Origin of the sequence: Helicobacter anatolicus, assembly GCF_021300615.1 — a bacterium.
GTDB classification, from domain to species: Bacteria; Campylobacterota; Campylobacteria; order Campylobacterales; family Helicobacteraceae; genus Helicobacter_H; species Helicobacter_H anatolicus.
The window spans coordinates 261312-280926 of record NZ_JAJTMY010000001.1 but is presented as its reverse complement, the minus strand read 5'-3'; the positions used below and the strand labels follow the sequence as shown (position 1 = coordinate 280926).

The 19615-nt window shown below is 31.9% G+C and carries 22 protein-coding genes; 7 read left to right on the top strand and 15 right to left on the bottom strand.

What is annotated here, in order from left to right; genetic code table 11:
• Positions 1–2: 2 nt before the first annotated feature.
• From LW133_RS01560 to LW133_RS01505, 12 genes are read right to left on the bottom strand one after another with little or no spacing between them, the layout of a single operon-like run.
• The gene (locus LW133_RS01560) at positions 3–704 is read right to left on the bottom strand and encodes a sulfite exporter TauE/SafE family protein (protein ID WP_233075731.1); all 702 of its coding nucleotides are present in this window, start codon (positions 702–704) and stop codon (positions 3–5) included.
• The gene (locus LW133_RS01555) at positions 704–1012 is read right to left on the bottom strand and encodes a hypothetical protein (RefSeq protein WP_233075730.1); all 309 of its coding nucleotides are present in this window, start codon (positions 1010–1012) and stop codon (positions 704–706) included. The genes LW133_RS01560 and LW133_RS01555 overlap by 1 nt, the downstream gene beginning before the upstream one ends.
• Positions 1009–1617, bottom strand: a complete 609-nt coding sequence (gene hisG, locus LW133_RS01550) for an ATP phosphoribosyltransferase (RefSeq protein WP_233075729.1) — start codon at positions 1615–1617, stop codon at positions 1009–1011. Before hisG ends, LW133_RS01555 begins: the two co-directional genes overlap by 4 nt.
• Positions 1618–1620: 3 nt before the next feature.
• Positions 1621–2250: a type III pantothenate kinase gene (locus tag LW133_RS01545; RefSeq protein ID WP_233076179.1), complete on the bottom strand. Its 630-nt coding sequence runs from the start codon at positions 2248–2250 to the stop codon at positions 1621–1623.
• Positions 2247–3278, bottom strand: a complete 1032-nt coding sequence (locus LW133_RS01540; protein WP_233075728.1) for a hypothetical protein — start codon at positions 3276–3278, stop codon at positions 2247–2249. The genes LW133_RS01545 and LW133_RS01540 overlap by 4 nt, the downstream gene beginning before the upstream one ends.
• Positions 3278–3874: a tetratricopeptide repeat protein gene (locus LW133_RS01535; RefSeq protein ID WP_233075726.1), complete on the bottom strand. Its 597-nt coding sequence runs from the start codon at positions 3872–3874 to the stop codon at positions 3278–3280. The genes LW133_RS01540 and LW133_RS01535 overlap by 1 nt, the downstream gene beginning before the upstream one ends.
• Positions 3875–3876: 2 nt before the next feature.
• Positions 3877–4311 (bottom strand): dUTP diphosphatase, encoded by a 435-nt coding sequence (dut, locus tag LW133_RS01530; RefSeq protein WP_233075723.1) that lies wholly within the window; start codon positions 4309–4311, stop codon positions 3877–3879.
• Positions 4308–4799: a transcription elongation factor GreA gene (greA, locus tag LW133_RS01525; protein WP_233075722.1), complete on the bottom strand. Its 492-nt coding sequence runs from the start codon at positions 4797–4799 to the stop codon at positions 4308–4310. Before greA ends, dut begins: the two co-directional genes overlap by 4 nt.
• A gap of 43 nt (positions 4800–4842) precedes the next feature.
• Positions 4843–5913 carry a lipid-A-disaccharide synthase gene (gene lpxB / locus LW133_RS01520; protein ID WP_233075721.1) on the bottom strand — a complete coding sequence of 357 codons (1071 nt, stop codon included), beginning with the start codon at positions 5911–5913 and terminating at the stop codon, positions 4843–4845.
• Positions 5910–6494 (bottom strand): nickel-binding protein Mua, encoded by a 585-nt coding sequence (mua, locus tag LW133_RS01515; RefSeq protein WP_233075720.1) that lies wholly within the window; start codon positions 6492–6494, stop codon positions 5910–5912. The genes lpxB and mua overlap by 4 nt, the downstream gene beginning before the upstream one ends.
• On the bottom strand, positions 6491–6853 hold the full coding sequence (gene hypA, locus LW133_RS01510; protein WP_233075719.1) for a hydrogenase/urease nickel incorporation protein HypA: 363 nt from the start codon (positions 6851–6853) through the stop codon (positions 6491–6493). Before hypA ends, mua begins: the two co-directional genes overlap by 4 nt.
• Positions 6854–6855: 2 nt before the next feature.
• Positions 6856–8964 carry a WD40 repeat domain-containing protein gene (locus tag LW133_RS01505; protein WP_233075717.1) on the bottom strand — a complete coding sequence of 703 codons (2109 nt, stop codon included), beginning with the start codon at positions 8962–8964 and terminating at the stop codon, positions 6856–6858.
• 106 nt (positions 8965–9070) lie between these two features.
• Here LW133_RS01505 and ispG point away from each other — a divergent pair, with 106 nt between their 5' ends.
• Complete coding sequence (gene ispG, locus LW133_RS01500; protein ID WP_233075715.1) at positions 9071–10141, top strand: flavodoxin-dependent (E)-4-hydroxy-3-methylbut-2-enyl-diphosphate synthase; 1071 nt, start codon at positions 9071–9073, stop codon at positions 10139–10141.
• A 350-nt stretch (positions 10142–10491) separates the two neighbouring features.
• Here the strand turns inward: ispG and LW133_RS01495 are convergent, their stop codons facing one another.
• The 3 genes from LW133_RS01495 to LW133_RS01485 all read right to left on the bottom strand — a co-directional run bounded on the left by LW133_RS01495 (position 10492) and on the right by LW133_RS01485 (position 14231).
• Positions 10492–11679, bottom strand: a complete 1188-nt coding sequence (locus tag LW133_RS01495) for a hypothetical protein (RefSeq protein WP_233075713.1) — start codon at positions 11677–11679, stop codon at positions 10492–10494.
• An 80-nt stretch (positions 11680–11759) separates the two neighbouring features.
• Complete coding sequence (locus LW133_RS01490; RefSeq protein WP_233075709.1) at positions 11760–13019, bottom strand: hypothetical protein; 1260 nt, start codon at positions 13017–13019, stop codon at positions 11760–11762.
• Between the two features lie 72 nt (positions 13020–13091).
• On the bottom strand, positions 13092–14231 hold the full coding sequence (locus tag LW133_RS01485) for an outer membrane family protein (protein ID WP_233075707.1): 1140 nt from the start codon (positions 14229–14231) through the stop codon (positions 13092–13094).
• 177 nt (positions 14232–14408) lie between these two features.
• Between LW133_RS01485 and LW133_RS01480 the strand changes: the two genes are divergently transcribed.
• The 6 genes from LW133_RS01480 (at position 14409) to yedF (ending at position 19385) form a co-directional block, all read left to right on the top strand.
• The gene (locus tag LW133_RS01480; RefSeq protein ID WP_233075705.1) at positions 14409–15287 is read left to right on the top strand and encodes a DnaJ C-terminal domain-containing protein; all 879 of its coding nucleotides are present in this window, start codon (positions 14409–14411) and stop codon (positions 15285–15287) included.
• A gap of 9 nt (positions 15288–15296) precedes the next feature.
• Positions 15297–15659 (top strand): heat shock protein transcriptional repressor HspR, encoded by a 363-nt coding sequence (locus LW133_RS01475; protein ID WP_233036735.1) that lies wholly within the window; start codon positions 15297–15299, stop codon positions 15657–15659.
• Positions 15659–16843, top strand: coding sequence for a replication-associated recombination protein A (locus LW133_RS01470; protein ID WP_233075703.1), 1185 nt, complete (start codon positions 15659–15661; stop codon positions 16841–16843). The genes LW133_RS01475 and LW133_RS01470 overlap by 1 nt, the downstream gene beginning before the upstream one ends.
• Before the next feature lie 5 nt (positions 16844–16848).
• Positions 16849–17775 carry a hypothetical protein gene (locus LW133_RS01465; protein ID WP_233075701.1) on the top strand — a complete coding sequence of 309 codons (927 nt, stop codon included), beginning with the start codon at positions 16849–16851 and terminating at the stop codon, positions 17773–17775.
• Positions 17776–17949: 174 nt separating this feature from the next.
• Positions 17950–19149 carry a selenium metabolism membrane protein YedE/FdhT gene (gene yedE / locus LW133_RS01460; RefSeq protein ID WP_233075699.1) on the top strand — a complete coding sequence of 400 codons (1200 nt, stop codon included), beginning with the start codon at positions 17950–17952 and terminating at the stop codon, positions 19147–19149.
• Positions 19146–19385 (top strand): sulfurtransferase-like selenium metabolism protein YedF, encoded by a 240-nt coding sequence (yedF, locus tag LW133_RS01455; RefSeq protein ID WP_233075696.1) that lies wholly within the window; start codon positions 19146–19148, stop codon positions 19383–19385. Before yedE ends, yedF begins: the two co-directional genes overlap by 4 nt.
• The last annotated feature ends 230 nt before the right edge of the window (positions 19386–19615 follow it).

Sequence of the window (19615 nt, the reverse complement as noted above, 5' to 3'; positions counted from 1 at the left end):
TCCTAATGATGATGCATATGATGTTCTTGATGATTTTGTGTATTTAGTTTCTGCACACCTTTATAAATGTTCATCATACCAAAACCCATCATAAAAATAAAACTTAAACACAAAAAAAATTTTTTACAAATACTGCTAATTCCAAATCCTACAAAAATCCCTAAAATCATCAAGGGTAACATTGTTGCGATACCAAAAACTACCATTACTCCCATACCATCAAGAACCCCTCCAGCAGACAATGCTAAACTTGCAAAATAGTAAATCATACCACAAGGCAAAAGTCCATTTAAGATACCTAAAAAATAGATTCCAACACCCCCTCCATAATGCAAAAAATAAGAAAAAAGCTTTTTAAAAAATTGATTTTGTGAAATATTTGGCTCTAATTTTGCAAGCACTTTTGGATAAAAAACAAAAAATACTGCAAATAGCATCATTAACGCACCTAATAAAATTAAAAAATATCCACTAACTTGTCTACTAACACTAATTTTTTGCCCCAAAATTCCACAAACAAGGCCAATAAGTACATACATACTCAAACGTCCAAAATTATAAAACAAATGCATATAAATTTTTTTATAAAAACTCATTTGATTTAGTTTCATACTATAAGCTACAACAATTCCGCCACACATCCCAACACAATGAGAAAAGGACATTAACAATGCCATAGTAAAAATGGCAAAATAATCCAACATTACATACCTCCCGTATCAAAAGATTTTTGCATTAAATCTTGGGCTTTTTTTATACTTTCTAACTGCATTTCCTTACTGATTTTTTGCTCATCTCCTTGTTTTTGCACAGGAATCTCTTCTTCTATTTTTAAAACTCCTTTTGGCATCTTAACAAAAACATCCTGATAGTTTTTACCACCTTTTTTATGCTTGACATAAACCTCTCCTGTAGTGGTGTTGTATAAATAAGTCTCCTCTTTATCTGCAAACATATGCCATTCACAAAAAGCTACAGCAAAACAAAAAATCAGCCCTACAAAAACTCTCATAAATGTGCCTTAATCTGTTCTTGTAAAGTTAAAATCTTACTTTTTTTTGTTAAAAAACTATTTTTATTTGCAATCAAAAATACACTAGATTCCATAATCACCTGATCAATCTCTAAATTGTTTTGTCGCATTGTGCTGCCAGTTTCTACAATATCCACAATCCCATCTGCTAGTCCCACTAATGGTGCAAGTTCAATAGAACCATACAGCTTAATCACATCAACTGCTATTGCTTTTTTAGAAAAAAAACCACGCGTAATCTTTGGCATTTTAGTAGCGATTTTAATTTGTGATTTTGTGTAATCAATAGGCTTATTAATCTCTGAACCCACTACAATTTTACACTTTCCAATTCCTAAATCCAAAAGCCTTAAGACATCTAAATTTTGTTCTTCTAAAACATCAAGCCCCACAATTCCAATATCTGCTGCTTGATAATACACATAAGTAGGGACATCTTGATTTCGCACCAATAAAAAACGCAATTCACCAATTTCTAAAATCAATTTCCTATCACTAAAAACAAAATTTTCTCCAAAAATACGCGAAAAAATTTTCAATGTGTCTTCTGCAACTCTTCCCTTAGGCAAAGCAATGGTAATCATAAATCACACTCCCTTTTGCATATTTTCAAGAATTTTTTCCATTCCCCTAAAAATTAACATTTCATCATAAATACTATTTTCAAATATTGTAGAGAAGAACTTGCCATCCCCCCCTGTCAAAAAAATCTTTTTATTCTTAGCCATATTCTGCACCAAAAGCTTAATACTTTTTAAGATTCCAAAGCTCATGGCATCTTGCGTATTTTGTGGCAACTCTTCAAGAGATACTGAAGTTTTTATCGGCTTTTTTAAGGCATCTGAAATCATTTCATAAGATTGAGCATAACTACACAAACCCGGTAAAATACACCCTCCAAGATGCATACCCTCATGCATTACATCAATTGTAATCGCACTCCCTGCATCAACAACAATCCCATCAAAAATACTCAAACAAGCTGCTCTCCTATCCACTCCCATACCTTGATACACGGTATCAAGCTTGACAAATGAGCCAATATCAAAACATTGCTTATGGATTCTTAATAATTTTTCCTCATTTTTTGGGCATACACTAATATAATAAACCTCAGAATCTAAAAAATCTTTTTTAAGATTCTGAGGTGCCACCTTCCAAATATTACGCTGATTATAAAAATGTAAATAAGTATTACCAATATCACACAATATCATTTTTTCCAAACTTTTGAAAAATCAATATAATATTTATAATAATAAAATCTTAAATCATCATAAAACAACATTTTATTTCTCAAAACCTTGCCTAAAATATCTTGCAACATATAAACATTATAATCAAAGCTTTTTAAATCCACTTCAATTAAATATCCTCGATATTCCATAGTAAAAAGCTTTTCATCAACAATGACAATACCACTTAAAACTGCATAAGGAAGTAAAATTTCGTTAATTACGCGCATTGTCGCATCTAGCTGTACCACTCTTCCATCTAGAGTAAGCACATATAAATACCCTTTATGCAATTTCAAGTCTCTAATGTTTGCCTCATAATCAAACTGCTTACCCCCCACCAAAGAAATAATTTTTTTAGGAGTAGCACTAAAAATTTTATTATTTTCTGATTGTAAAAAAATCACATTACTAAAAAATTTCTCAGAATGTACAATTGTCGTTCTTTCTACCTTCATGGTTTTTAAAGATACGCTAATAAGCTGACCATCTAGCGTAGGGAATACAACCAAAGTTTCTAAAAAAACCGGACTAGCATTTAAGGTATTTATGGCAATAACTGAAGCCCCGCGATCGCTAAATAAACTTTCTCCAGTATCGAGATTAAAAATCCCATAAGAATTATCAATCAAAACATAGGCTAAAAAATTATCCCTAATATTTGCACTGATCGCACAATTACTTGTATGAATTTTTTTACTAACTTGTTTTTCTTTATCAATTAACTCAATAGTATTACAATCTTTGGCAATGATATAAAACTTTTGTGTTTCATTTAAAAATTTTTCTTTTTCTTTCAACTTAAGCAGCGTTTTTCCACCTCCTGAAATCACACCTCCATCTTTTAGTACCACACCATTACGATTCGCCCAATCCAACTCACTAGGTAACAAATACTTTAATGTTACAGATCCTTGCAAGCGTTCAGGGACAAAAGGCTTACGCTGACTACAACCAACAAAATACAAAAACACAATAAGGCTTATAAAAAATAACCCTTTAGATCTCATTATTTTTTATCCTCATTTTTGTAATGCAAAAGTATTTTTATTACATCTTTAAGCAAGGAATCTTCTTGAATACTTTGCAATAACTCATGCGCTTCTTTAACTTGATTATTTTGAATCAATAAGAATGCTTGTTGAAGCCTTGCAAGTTCTTGTAAAGAAAAAATCTGTACATTTGCTAATGCTTGCAAATCTTTTTGTAAAGAAGCATTTTGATACTTTGCCAACTCCGCAACTAAAACATTTTTAGAATCTTCCAATTTTTTTAGACTTGCTTCATCTCCACTTTTCATAGCCTGCGATAACTCAAAAAATAAAAACAATTCTTCAGAGTTTTTTGCCAAACCTTCTCTAAGTGCCTGATTATTCGGCTCATCTAATAATTTATTATAAAATTCCGTAGCTTTTTTTGCTCTATTTTCCTCTATTATCCCAGAGATTTGAAAATACGCAAATAGTGCAATACATACCCCTAGCAATACAAACAAAAGTATTTTATATTTTTTAAAAAATCGTTCAATTTTAAATGCACTTTCAAAAATTTTTTCATCACTTTTAAATTCATTTTTTACATGCTCTAAATTTTGTTTCAAACTCATTTTTACCCCTTAATTCCGGTGCTTCCAAAGCCATTGTCATCTCTTTGTGTATGATCTAGCTCCTCACACTCAAGAAATTCAGCTATATTATACTGCGTGATCACACCTTGTGCAACTCTATCACCTCTAGAAATTCTAAAATCCTCTTGAGAATGATTGATTAAAATCACCATAATTTCTCCACGATAATCACTATCAATCGTGCCCGGTGTATTTAAAACTGTTATGCCATGTTTTAGTGCTAATCCACTTCTTGGTCGCACTTGAAGTTCATAGCCTTCTGGAAGTTGCATTGCTAACCCTGTTTTTACAACCCCTCTTTCACCTGCTTTTATTACAATATCCTCAATAGAATGAAAATCAAACCCTGCCGCACCCTGTGTCTGATAAGATGGAATTATTGCTTTTTGATCTATTTTCTTAATTTTTACTTTCATACTTCAAACTCAATAGGCTTATAAAAAACCTCTAAAATTTCAAAATCTGTTTCGCCACTTGGTAAAACAATACTCACCTCATCTCCCACGCTTTTACCAATCAAATTTTTAGCAATCGGTGAGGCTATCGAAATAAGTCCTCTAGAAGGATCACTCTCTACTACTCCTACAATTGTATAACAAAAAGTTTTTTCCGTATCAAGATTTAAAATTTTTACACTACTACCAAAACTCACCTTATCGTGACTTAAAGTCGATGGATCAATAATTTGCGCATTAGCAAGCAGGAGAGTTAATTCATTGATACGCGCTTCGATAAACAATTGTTTTTCTTTTGCGGCATGATATTCTGCATTTTCCTTCAAATCCCCATAATCACGCGCTATGTCAATTTCTTTAACAATATTTGGTCGCTGCACTTCTTTAAGATCTTTGAGATCTGCACAAAGCTTTTCATAACCATATTGTGTAATTGGATCTTTAGCCATATTCTCTCCTTAAGATTAAAAGGATAATGATACTAAAAGCAATTTAATAAACATCATCTTCTAGCCAGAGTGCAATAGTTTTTGCACTCCCATGCCCCAAATATTCCCTTAATCTACTTGCTTGTGTAAAAAATTCTTGTTTATCCATTTTGCAATATGCTTCAAATAAGGATTCTGCATTCAATGCATCTTGCAATAATTCAGGATGCAATTTCTTCTCTCCCCTACCTGCCTCCTCTCCATTTAAGGCATTAAAAAAGATATTTGCCAACCCTATATATTTGACTTTTACCATTTTTTTAAGAATCTGAAATTCAATATTTCTTGCCTTATATCCTAATACAAAAGGAATACCAATTAATGCTGCTTCTAGTGTTGCTGTTCCACTACAAATAAAAGCAAATTCACCCATATATAAACTTTTATGCGCATCAAAAGAAATTTCAAAATTCTCTACCCCCTTGCCATAAATTTCTTTCAAATTTGCATTACTAAAAATTTTTGGAACCACCAAAATCTTCTTTTTATTTGGAAAAAACTTCTGTGCTAACTCCACAAAAACAGGGAAGATTCTCTTGATTTCACTTTTTCTACTACCAGGCATAAAAATAATTCCATCTCCATACACAGAATGCCTAAAATGCTTGATAGTATCCATTAAAGGATGTCCTACATACTGCGCTTTATTTTTATAATATTTTACCTCAAAGGGTAAAATTGCCCCCAAACGATCAAAAGTTGCTTCAATCTCCTTTGCCCGCCAAGATTTCCACGCCCAAACTTGTGGTAAGATATAATAAATTATCTCTTTATGTGGAAACTTTTTTTTAATTTTTTTCCCTAGCGGAATATGAAATGAAGAAGAATCTAAAAATAAAATTTTATCAGCTTGTTCTGCTAATTCCAACATTTGTTTTTGTGCTTTCATAAAAAAGAAAATTTTCTTTAAAACATCAAAAAACATCATTACAGAAAATTCTTTAGGAGAATACAAAGGCTTTCCCAAACTCTCATCAAAAATTCCAATCAACTCAACTTCAGGAGGCAACTCCTTTACCAAGATTTTCAAATGTTCATTAGAACTAGGCTCTAGAGCACTAACTAATAATTTCATTTTTCCTCCTTGGATTTAAATTCCGTACGTTCTTTTAAAGCCATTTCAGTATAAAAATCACGAATTTCAACTTTTAATTGCATATTTTCCAACTCAAGTTCCATAACCTTATTTTTCAATTCTCGACTTTCCTTAAGATTAACGCGATATTTTTTATATAAATCTTCACCATAAATATTATACACCGGCTGCAAGGTTTGCTTCTGTTTATTTTGATCATAAACCTCTACTTCTTTTAATACACTAGGCATAAATTCATGCTTTTTCTCTTTAATTTTTTGCCTTTCTTGATGCAGAGACTTGATGATATTTTTCAACTTTTGTTTACTCTTGTTTTCCTTAAGAGCCTCTAGCTCTATTTCCTCTTTTTGTTTTAGGGCAAAAATAGATTCTAATTCTTGTTTTGCCTCTCTAATTTGCCTACGATAATCTTTTAAAATCTCTTGATGCGCTTGAATTTCCGCATTATATCCTTGCACTTCACTTAAAAATTTTTTTCGCTCCCCCTCAAAAATCTGATAAATTTCCCAAGTTTCTTTAATTTCACTAAGTTGTTGAAAATATGCTTCAAAGTCTTTCATACATCCTCTTCCTGCAACAATTCCAGATTCATTAAAAACATTTCAGTCCCTTTAATAATCTGCAAATCATTCTCTTGACATTTGGGACAAATCCCATATTCCATCTCTTGTGTCTCAAATTGATGTTTGCATCCCTTGCATTCCAAAACAACACATTGATCAATAATTTCTAGCAAACTATCTTTACAAAAAATACTTTCTTCTCTAAAAGTTTCAAACGCGCTGATAAAAAGACTCTTATCCATTCCACTACGCACACCAATAGAAACAACAATTTTTTTAATTTCTTTTGCATGATGCTTTTTAGCATTTTCCTCACACAATTCAATCAATGAAGCTACAACAGAATATTCATGCATTTTTATTCCTTCACTAAAATTGTAGGTAAAAATTCCACATTCTTATCTTTAATTTCTAAAATTTCATCAAAAACTTCTTGCAATCCCCTAGAATCACATAACACTTTAAACTCACTTGTTTTCCCAAAAAAATTAATATATTTTTTAATCGTTTCATACCAATTTACTGCCTCATGTGTATCCCCATATTTAATTTCATAAAAATATGAAATTTGAAAAATAGATTCTACACGCCCCTTCCATACATCCAAGGCAATAAATTGCCCTAAAATTTCATAAACACGTGATGTTTCACCTTGTTTTGCAAAATCTAAGGCATTTTTTAAAGCCTGTAATACATGACTCTCTAGCTCAAAATATATATCTGAGGAATATAAATCTGGATTTTGCTTTAAAAGTGTATAACAATCATGCATTTTCTTTGCATGAAAACTCTTTTTCAAATCTTCTTGCTTTAATAAAAAATTGCTTAAAGCACGAACTTCGTCTTGAAAAAATGGTATTTTATCTAAAAATTCAATACTTTTTTGTAGAGAATCAAAACTATGTGTATGAGATTTTTCTTTAAGTTGGTAAAGTAAATTGCTACAAATTTGCATTGCACCATAATAGGCCTTACTTTTTTGTAAAAAGGGAAATTTCTGTGCAAGCTTAAAACATTCCTCATAATCCTTATCTCTAAATGCCTTTTCAATATATTGGTATTGTAAAAAATTATTGAGCAAGAAAATAATCATATCTTTTTTTTCATTCACTTCCATAAAAGGTTCTAAGATTTTTTTTACCCTTGTAGCATGATTAGCATCTTCTTCTAACATTTTTTTACTTGCTTCAAAGATGCAAGAAAAATAATTTTCTAATTCTTGAAACAATCGCAAATTTCTTAACCCTCGTTTTTTATTTGCCATTGCATAAGCTTGAGCATATTGCTCTCTTTTGATCATTAATAAAAATTCTGCTACCACTTCCTTTTCATCAAAATAATAACGAAATTCTTTTTCTAAGTCCCAATCTTCTAAATAAGGTGTGGCAATATCTAAAGCACTATCAGCTTGATTATTAAGAAAAAGATTCAGAATATCTTTCAACACATCCTGCCAATTCTCCAAACGTACAGAATAATAAAGTTCCTCTAATTTTAAAAAAACATTATTTGTCTCTGCAAAATTTTTGGCTTCTTCATAATTTTTAGATTCTAATAAAATCTTAAACTCATCATAACAATGCTTCTGATCCAAAAATACTACATTGCCACTTACAAAACAAATGCACAATAAATCTCCCACAAACTGCATAAAACTCACGCCATTTTCTGCTAAATCAAGTTCCATAAAAATACTATTATTTTCAATTTTATAAATAATAAGCTTATTACTTCTTCCTGTGATATAGGCATATTTCTCATTAGGATGTACCAAACAGTGTTGCAACCAAATATTGAGCACTCCTTTTATTCTTTGCTTTTTATTTAGCAAGTCAATAACACCAATTTCCCCATTTTTACATACATAAATAATCTTTCCATCATTATCAAAAAAATTCAAAGATTCTGCAACGCTACGAGTATCAAATTCTGCTGTAATATTATGAGACAAAAGATCAAAAAGAAAAATTTTATTTTCAAAAGTTGCAAATGCTAAATAACGACTTTTTCCATCAAAATTCATACAAGAAATATATTCTGCTTGGGCAGGTAAAATTGCAAAAAACTTTGCATCAAAGGTTGTATATACAAAAATTTTTCCATCTTCTCCGCCTGTGGCAAACAATTTAGAATCTTGTGAAAAAACCATACTGCTAATATCTGCCTTGTGCCACTGGATACTTTGCTTTTTTTTGAGTTCTTGATTTTGCACAGCAAAAAGTCCGCATACTTTAGAATTTGCCCCAGCAATCAAAAGATCTCCATTTTTTGAACAAGCCACTGCCTTAGAATAAATATGATGTTTAATAGATCGTTGCAAAACCCTCTTGCCAAAGACAATCTTTTTTATAGCAGGCGCATAAAGATATACTCCATAGTGCGTATCCACAAAAACTAAAAAATCTTCACTAAAACCAATACTTAAAATTGTATGCAATAACTTAAAATTATACTTTTGATAAGACATGTTTCTTAACTTCGCAAAAATTTAAATAGTTTATAATTTTATTATCTTAATATAATAATATTACTAATTAAATTTATTAATCATCAAAATTCTACTAGGAAAAAATATGAATCCTCGCTATAAAACCAAACAAATACAAATTGGTAATGTAAAAATTGGCGGTGATGCCCCAATTAGTGTACAAAGCATGACTTTTAGCAAAACTGCGGATATCAAAGCTACAAAAGAGCAAATTGATCGCCTACATTTAGCAGGAGCAGATATTGTTCGTGTGGCAGTGAGTGATGAAAAAGATGCAAAAGCATTAAGAGAACTCAAAAAAATTTCCACACTTCCTATAGTGGCAGATATTCATTTTCGTTACAAATTTGCACTTATTGCAGCAGAAAGTGTAGATGGAATCAGGATAAATCCCGGAAATATTGGAAATAAAGAACGCATTCAGGCAGTAGCAAAAGCCTGCGAACAAAGAAATATTCCTATTAGGATTGGAGTAAATGGCGGAAGTTTAGAAAAGCAATTTGAAATCAAATATGGTGCCACACCAAAGGGAATGGTAGAATCTGCACTTTACAACATTAAGCTTTTAGAAGATTTTGGCTTTAATTCCATCAAAGTATCTTTAAAAGCTAGTGATGTAGAACGCACTATAGAGGCTTACAAAATGCTAAGACCTCTCGTAGACTACCCCTTTCATCTTGGCGTTACAGAAGCTGGGACACTTTTTCATTCTATGATTAAAAGTTCAATGGCATTAGGAAACCTTCTGCTTGATGGCATTGGTGATACAATGCGTATTTCTATCACAGGAGAGCTAGAAGAAGAAATTAGAGTTGCCAAAGCTATTCTCCAATATAGTGGAAGACAAAAAGAAGGAATTACTATTGTCTCTTGCCCTACATGTGGAAGAATTGAAGCCAATTTAGTTGCTATGGTCAAAGAAGTTGAAAAAAGAATCGCACATATCAAAACACCTTTACAAGTAAGCGTAATGGGTTGTGCTGTGAATGCAATTGGCGAAGCAAAACACGCTGATATCGCTATTGCATTTGGTAACAAAAGTGGTCTTATCATTAAACAAGGGGAAATTTTATGTAAACTTCCAGAATCTCAATTGCTTGAAGCCTTTATTACTGAAGTAGAAAAAGTAGCTAAAGAAAAGGAACAAAATACTTAAGTATTGAAAATTTTTCTATACCTATCTCCTCTCCCCGTAAGCAGAATTAAAAATAATCAAAAGATTATTTTTTCTAATATGGTTTTATATTTTACTTTTTTTGCCTTGCTATCTATTAAATTAGACAATATCCTAAAATTACATTTCAAATACAAAAAAACAATTTTGAAAAATAAATTTTATTTTGATATTTTTTATATATCTTAAAATTTTCTATATAAACTAGAAAATCAACAATAAAACCAAAAATATTGTATGATATTTTTAGAAAGCTTAAAGCCACTATTAAAATTAAAAAATAAAAATTTAGAAAATAGAAAAATCTCCCCCAAAATGGGAGAGACGAAGAATTAATAAGAAAGTTTTACAAAACCTACTACATTGCTTAGGCTTAAGTCACGTTTTTTGGAGAACCCATTGCTTACATAACCACCACCTACTTTTAAAGCAATACCATTGAGGCTACCTTTTGTTTTTACATCAAAAATAGTTACAGATGCAATTGCAGAAAACTCACTATAATCTCCATCTGCATAAAGCACATCTAAATCAAAGAATTGTGACTTTACACCTGTAAATGCATACCATGTATTTGTTTTATAACCAAAATAAGCTTCTGTACCATTTATACCACTATAAGGAGTAAAGAATGTAGCACCATAAAATCTTGTCATATTATTTACAGTACTGATACCGTTTCTTGTAGTCGCAAAATAACCACCACCTAGCTTAAAGATACCACCAAAAATAAACTCCTGATCACCCCAAAATAGCATACTATCATCATTTTTTACACCCAAAATATTTTGCCACATATATCTAAGAGAAGTCTTAGATTGGAATGCACTTCCATCTTCTCCAAAAATTAAGCCAAGTTTTGCACCTGCTTGGAGTTTTCCATCATATGGATATCTATAATAATGCACGAATGGATCAATTGTTAAGAATCCAAAATTAACATTCACCCCACCTGCAATAATATCTCGCTTGCCAATATCAAAAGAATTAAAGCTTGATGGAAATTTTCCCCAAGATGCAAGTTCAGAAGCCATACGTCCTGGTGCATAACCATAAGTTGTAAAATCATTCATCCAAGTAGCCCAAACTCCAATGCTTCTAGATTGATATTTAAATCCTACACCTTGTGTATATGCAGTAAGCCAATCTGTACCCAAAAATTCATTATCGAATCTACCTACTGCGATTTGCAACATCCCAGAATCATATTTCAAATAAAGATCAGAGAGGTCAATATAGTCACTACCATATCTATTTGGCATACCGTTGCTTCTATAAATAGAAACGCCACTATAAGCACCTGCACCAATATGGATAGACCCAAACCCTACATCCACGCCAAGATGCCCTGTTGCACCACCAAAAGCACCTTTTTTAGTATGCTCTTGAGGGATATTTCCATTTGAAAGCCCTTGATCATATACACCCCCAATATGACCAAACGCATTTATTTCTACCGCTTGTGCACCACTAAACGCCAAGCCTGTTACAACGATAGAACTCAAAAGTTTATTTTTCATTTTTTTTCCTTTATAGTTTGGAATTCAAAAGACTTCTTTGAATCTTTTCAGATATTATAATCGACAAAAATGAATTATTTTTAATAAAAAAACTTACCAAAAATAATTAGACTACTTGTATCATTATTTACATAAGTCGGAGTTAATCCACTCAAAGCAAGTTCCCTGCTTTTAGAATACACATACCCAATCCCTGTATTGATTTTCATATTCCCAGAACTCCATGCATTATAATCTAACACAATAGAATATTCCGTATAATTTCCAAAACTCACCATTCCGTCTAATTTTAATGGTAGATTTTTATTTTTACTTAAATCAATACTTCCAAAAACATATCCTGTAATATTATTGCTTGTAAAATACGGACTTGCAAACTCCAAGGGATTGTTAATGATTTTTCCATAAAATCTTGAAGGGTCACTAAAAGTATAAATCCCTCCATTTTTCTCACTTCCAATCACGCCATACACACCCAAGCCAAATTCAAAAATCCTATATCTAAATAGTTGATCAAACCACACTAAACCTGCAATAGAATCTTTTGCACCAATCAAAGCACCATTAAGTTTTTCTGTATTTCCTAATTGAAATATTCCTCGTAAAGTACTTACAAAAAACCATTCTTCATTAATATTTGCCTTGTATTGCGCATCACCTCCAACTTGAAATAAAATCCCTTTTCTATCGGGAAGCACATTTGCTGGAACCTGCGTATTTAAAAGCGTAAAAACAGAGGCCTTGAACTGTTCATTCGCATAATTAAATCCCACAGCAAAAACCTCTCCCCATTTACCCAAAATATTTTTCTTGCTCGTCGGATAATAACTCCCAATAATATTTGTCCCATAAAGTGTTGAGGAAGTATTTTTGTGTGCACCTGTAAGTAATAGCGAATCCATAAAAATCCCCCAATAGCTAATGTTTTCTACCTTTACTTGTGCAGACGCTCCTTGAATATTTCCTGATAAATATTCAAAATCTACAAAATCTGTATTAAATCTTCCCAAGGCAAATTCTAATCGCGAATTTTTGTAATGCGCATAAACCTCTGAGATATCCCCCTTATCGCCAATACCACTATAATTTATATCCCCATAAGAAGTTTTTGATTTATTAAATACATTCCACCCTCCAATTGCACCGATCCCAAACTTCCAACCATTTTCCAAGACAAAATCTGCTCCAACATGTGCCATGACATTTCCATAGCTATGTGAAGATCCAAGCCCTTGATTATACAATCCACCCAAAGCCCCAAATGGCTTAATTTCAAAATCTAGATTCTCACCCCACAAACACAATAAGCTACAACCAAGTATCAATCCTTTTTTTATCATTAAAAACCCTTTTATAAATTATTTATTACTATTTATTTTTTTAATTTACATTAAATATTATAACAAAATGTATTAGAATTTATATTGCACATAACCCCTAAATAAAATATATTCACTCCCTCCAAAATAATCCACTGCACTTGTAGGATTATCTAACCCAATTGCAGAAAATCCAAGCTCTAATCCTGAAATATTTTTTAAAGGTGTTCCACTTATTCTTACCTCCCAGTTAAAAATATTTTTATTCTCTAAAAATGTCTCCCTAATTGCACCATAAACATCTAAATACGGAAGACTATACTTCAAAAAAGAATAGGCAGTAATTGCTCCACCATAAAACATTCCCACAGGTCTTTCAAACGCAGTATGCTGCCCAAATGCATCAATCAAAGAAGCACCTTTTTCACTTGTAATTGAAAACCCAACCCCTCCTTCTATGCCATACCAACTCGCAGAGGTATCTAACATAAATAACACCCCAGTCCCTGCATCAGAACCATAATAGCCCTTATCTTGCACATAGGTCAAAAAATGCATATTTGATTTTAAGAATACATCTTTTGGGAGCGGCAAATTCATATTTGCCTTCACTGCAGGGGAAAAAAATACTCCAGGAGCGAAATACATATAAGGTGTAATACTAATAGGAAATTGTGGCAGTTGTATAGAGCCTCGAAGCAACATTGCCCCAATCACACGATACATCCTTCTAAAACCACTTGTATAATAATTTTCTGTATAAGCATTACGAAATACCCAAGAAAAATTCAAGGACACATTTTCAATGCCATCATAATCAACACTAAAACCTTCTGCATTATGTGTGATCCACTCCTCATCAATCTGATAACGACCAGCACGGATTCCAAATTTTTCATATTGATTATAAAAATCTGCATAAAGATTTGTAATTACAAAAATATCTTTATTTCGTGAAAAATCCCCTGGTTTTGCTTCAAAAAGCTTTGCATTAAGCCAAAATTCTGTACCAATTTTATAGCCCTTATAACGCAAAGTGCTATATGCAAAAGAAGAGTTAATATCCAAAAAGCCAGGTTCCTTATTCAAAGACTGCTGAGCAAACAATCCAACATGACCACCGATTTTTCCCCCTTTAAATGCCTCTTCAATAGTCCTTGCACTTTCAATTTCAGCAGAAAGTTTTGCAAAAAACAAGAGTATTAAAACAACAATCTTTTTTATTTTTGACATCCAATGTCCTTTAATCATCCTAGTCTTGTTCGCCTATTTTTAAGCTTTTACATTAAATACAAGCAATTTATATTCCATATTAACTTATATCTTTATTTTTTCTCAAAACTTGATTTAATTACACTAAAGTTTTATAATACGTCTACACTAATATTTCATTTATTCAAGGGGTAATCAATGAAAAAAAGCCTTTACAAAACTCTTGAAGTTAGCGAAAATGCTAGCGCTGAGGACATTAAAAAATCCTACAGAAAATTAGCTAGAAAATATCACCCAGATATCAACAAAGAAAAAGATGCGGAAGAAAAATTCAAAGAAATCAATGCGGCCTATGAAATTTTAAGCGACCCTAACAAGCGTGCACAATATGATAAATTTGGCGATAAAATGTTTGGCGGGCAGGATTTTGGAGATTTTGCACGTCAGCAAGGAAATGTCAATATAGAAGATATTCTAGCCAGTATTTTTGGTGGACAAGGTGGTTTTAATAATGGCTTTACACAGGGCAATCCTTTTGGTAGTTTTGGAGGTTTTGGAAGTTTTGGAGGTTTTGATCCTACAGAACTTGATTTACATTGCAAGCTATCTATCTCTCTACAAACCGCAGTTCTTGGAGGTAAACAACAAGTAAATCTTGAAAACAACACCTTTACAATCAAAATTCCTGCAGGAATTCGTGAGGGCGATAAACTCCGTGCAGAAGGAAAAGGCAAGAGCTATCAGAACCTTAAAGGGAGTGCAATTTTTACTATTCATATCCAAGAAGATCCTCTCTATACACTAGAGAATGATGATTTAATTATGCGATGTGAGATACCCTTTAAGATTGCATTATTTGGAGGTATAATAGAAGTAAAAACCCTTCATAAAGATATTAAACTCAAAGTACCGCAAGATACAAAAAATGGTCAAAAATTCCGTCTTAAAGAGCTTGGAATTAAAAATAGAAAAACAGGAAAGATTGGGGATTTATATCTCAAATCACATATCATTATGCCAAAACTTCAAGATCTCTCTCCTGAATTACAACAAAAATTACAAGAAGAATTAAACTAAGGAGATTTTATGCATTATAGTTATGATGAGCCCGTTTATTTAATCAGCGTCGTTGCCAAAATCCTAGAAATCCATCCTCAAACCTTAAGACAGTATGAAAAAGAAGGGTTAATTGAACCAGGACGCACAGATGGAAAAATCCGTCTTTATTCCCGAAGAGATATTGACAAAATCAAAACTATTTTGCGTCTTACAAGAGATATGGGTGTAAATTTAGCAGGCGTAGATATCATCTTGCGCCTCAAAGAAAAACTTGATGAATTAGACAAGCTCAATTTTGAACTCTATTCCAAACTCAATAAAAAAACACAAAATAATGACCTCACTATCAAAAAAAACTCTTATGATGTCATTATTTTTTCTAAAAAATAATGCGCAACATTGCAGAAGCTCTTCGCCCAAAAACTCTTGAGGATTTCATAGGACAAGAGCATTTATTTTTTCAAAACTCCCCTCTAATTTCGGCATTGCAAAAAAATCAATTTCCACATAGTTTTTTATATGGTCCTCCAGGGACAGGAAAAACCACATTAGCAAAATTAATTGCTACAAGTCTTAATAGACCTTTTATTCAACAAAATGGTGTAGACTTTAAGCTAGAAAACTTACGTACCCAACTCAAACAATATGAAAATACACTCACAAAACCTGTAATTTTTATCGACGAGGTACATCGCCTAAGTAAAACTCAGCAAGAATTTTTATTGCCTATTATGGAAAGTTATCAAGCAATTATTTTAGGTGCTAGCACCCAAAATCCCTACTATACTCTTACAAATGCTATTCGCTCTAGAAGTGTATTGCTAGAACTTTTTACACTTAAAAACTCTCATTTAAAAACAATCCTAGATAAAGCACTAAAAATCTATCCCACAAATATTACTCCTGAAGCAAAAGAATACCTCATAGAATCTAGCAATGGCGACGCTAGAGCCATGTTACATTTATTTGACATCGCCTCACAATCTCAAAAAATCACTCTTCCAATATTAAAACAACTCCGCCCCTTCCACATGAGTGAGGGAAGCTATGAAAAGGACACACATTATAATCTAACCTCTGCAATGATCAAATCTATCCGCGGGAGTGATATAGATGCAGGAATTTATTATCTTGCATGCCTAATTAATAATGGCGAAAGTCCAGATTTTATTGCAAGAAGACTTGTGATTCTTGCAAGCGAAGATATTGGAAATGCTAATCCAAATGCCCTAAATATCGCCACATCAACCCTTTTGGCAGTTTCTAAAATTGGTTACCCTGAAGCAAGAATTATTCTTTCTCAATGTGTAATCTATCTTGCAAGCTCACCCAAATCAAACACTGCATATGAGGCCATTAATTCTGCACTTGAATATGTCAAAAATCATCCAAACTCCATCCCTACACACATTCTTCCAAAAAATAAAAATTATCTCTATCCTCATGATTTTGGCGGATGGGTACAACAAACTTATCTCACCAAACCTCTAAATTTTGTTAAAAAAACCACAAAAGGTTTTGAAAAAACACTACAAGAGTGGTTAGAAAAAATCACTTCCAAAAAAAATGGATAAAGCCTATGACAAAAAAACAAATTTATGCTTTTTTATTTTTTATTTTTGCTTATGGACAAGATGACACAAAAATTCAATCAATAAATACCGATTTAACGCGTGAAGGATGGGATATTGGTTTTGATCATATTAATCTTAATTTTTCCTCCACAAGTATTAAAAACCACTCCCCTTATAATAAATTTTCCAACACACATTTTAAGGGAAACTCACAAATTATTGCTGAAGCATCTTTACTATTTCATAGTAACTATTATGCGCAAAATTTTGTAATTTTTAATACAATTTTTGGAGAGTATGGACGCAATATTATCTATCCTGAAAAACAAAAAACTATTGACAACACTACACTAGATAAGATTATATTCTCCACAGACTATACACAAAAAATTTGGAATTTTGATGCTATGAGTGGCTTTAGTATAGGCCCTTATGTTCAATTTTATTACCAAACCCAACTTTTTAAACAAAAAGATATTAATCGTATTAATATTTTACATCTTGGTAGCGGGATGAAACTTTTTGATGGAATCTATATTAAAAGTTTTTATGTCAATTTTTTTGGGGAACAAAATTTTACCTACGCCTCCCCTGTACAAAACCTTGGATATAATATTGGTGCCACACTAAATTATCCATTTAACGATACCACAAAACTAACAAGCTATATAAATTTCAAACATTATCTTTATAATAATTATCCTACAAATTACAAACCTCAATATGAATTTGAGTTAAAAACACGCCTTGAAACAGCAATTTTTAAATATTTTAGCGTTGCACCATTTATTAATTTCTATCTTCTCAAAGGCCAAACTATCAAAAATGTTGCCACAAATCTTATGATTGGAATCTCTCTATCTTATGGACAAATCTATAAAGATTCTAGAAAAAAAGAAAACAAATCGCCAAAAACTTCTCAAAAATCATAATCATACTCCCCTATTGCTCTATTTTACACTCAACTTTATTTAATAAAACTTTAACAAAAACTTTTATTTTTTTTGTATAATCCTCTTTTTATAAAAAGTGCTAAGTTTAGCAATACATTTTTAGATTCTCAATTCTTTCTAAAAATCCTTTGATTTAATCTTTCAGGAAATTTTATGTGGCAATTTTTTAAAAATAAATACCTCACCCGATTTTGGGACCCTATACCCTCTATTTTATTTATAGGCTTATTGTCAGCGTATTATTTTGGTATTACAGGATCTGCATGGGCAGTAACAGGCGAATTTACCCGATGGGGTGGAGAAATTTTAGAACTTTTTGGAATCAATACCAAAGAGTGGGAGTATTTTAAAATCATTAGTCTTGAAGGCAATATTTTTACACGCAAAGACGGGGTAATGATTATTGGTATGTTTTTGGGTGCGCTCATCGCATCTCTTTTTGCTAACAATTTTAAAATACGCTTCCCGCAAAACAAAACTAGAATCTTACAAGCTCTTATTGGTGGGGCTATCGCTGGTTTTGGAGCAAGACTTGGAATGGGATGCAATCTTGCAAGTTTTTTTACAGGTATCCCGCAATTTAGTCTTCATGCATGGTTTTTTACCATTATGAGTGTTATTGGTGTATATGTAGGGACAAAAATTATCAAAATGCCTTTTTTACAATCTCACGCAACATTACAAAAAGGATCTTTTGAGATTAAAAAGCCAAAAAATTATGAAAAAATATTTTTTATTTTAGGTGTGATAGTGTTGATTTTTAGCCTAATTTACATTATTACACTTATGAAAAATGACAGCTTCAACCCGCTCTCTACACTAGGCATTGCAACCCTGTTTGGCCTTATTTTTGGATTTGTAATTGCTAGAGCACAAATTTGTTTTACTTCAGCTTTTCGAGATTTATTTTTAACCGGAAGAGGTAAAATTGCAAAAGCCATTGTCGCTGGAATGTTGATTTCCACACTAGGAGTTTTTGCATTTATCATACTAGGAATCCCACCAAAAATTATCTGGGCAGGACCAAATGTAATTATTGGCGGATTCTTATTTGGATTAGGAATTGTTGTTGCAGGAGGATGCGAATGCGGATGGATGTATCGGGCAATGGAAGGGCAAATGCATTATGTACTTGTAGGAATTGGCAATCTTATTGGTTCTGTAATTCTTGCATACACTTGGCCTTTTTATTCCAAAATACTGGCAACAAACTTCCCAAAAATCAATCTTTTAGAAAGTTTTGGAAACTATGGTGGATTATTGGTAAATTATTTATTATTACTCTTATTTTTAGCACTAATTTTTATTATAGAAAAAAATGTAAAAAACAAAATCTTAAAGGAAATCGCATGAAAAATTATGAAATCACCTATCATCTCAATCTTTTAGGAGAACCTTGCCCATATCCTGCTATCAAAGGAATTGAAGCAATGCAGCAACTCAAAAAAGGTGAGATTTTACAAATTATTAGCGATTGTCCCCAAAGCATTCATGCTATCCCTAATGATGCGAAAAATTATGGTTATGATATTTTAGAAATCATTCAAAATAATGTAGAAATCCACTATATTATTCAAAAGAATTTCTAAAAAGCCATTAATATGCTAAGATATTAATGGCAATCCTGCCAATAAACATAGAAAATAAAACCACTACAACAAATAAAAAACAGAGTAGAAAAACTAGAAACTATGTTAAATAACTTTAGATAAGCCATTGAAATTATAAAGCTTTTTATCAAGCTCTTCTTTCATTCCTATATTTTTTAAAACTTCTGATAAATCTTCAAATGTATGTGTATGAGTAATTCTAATTGCTT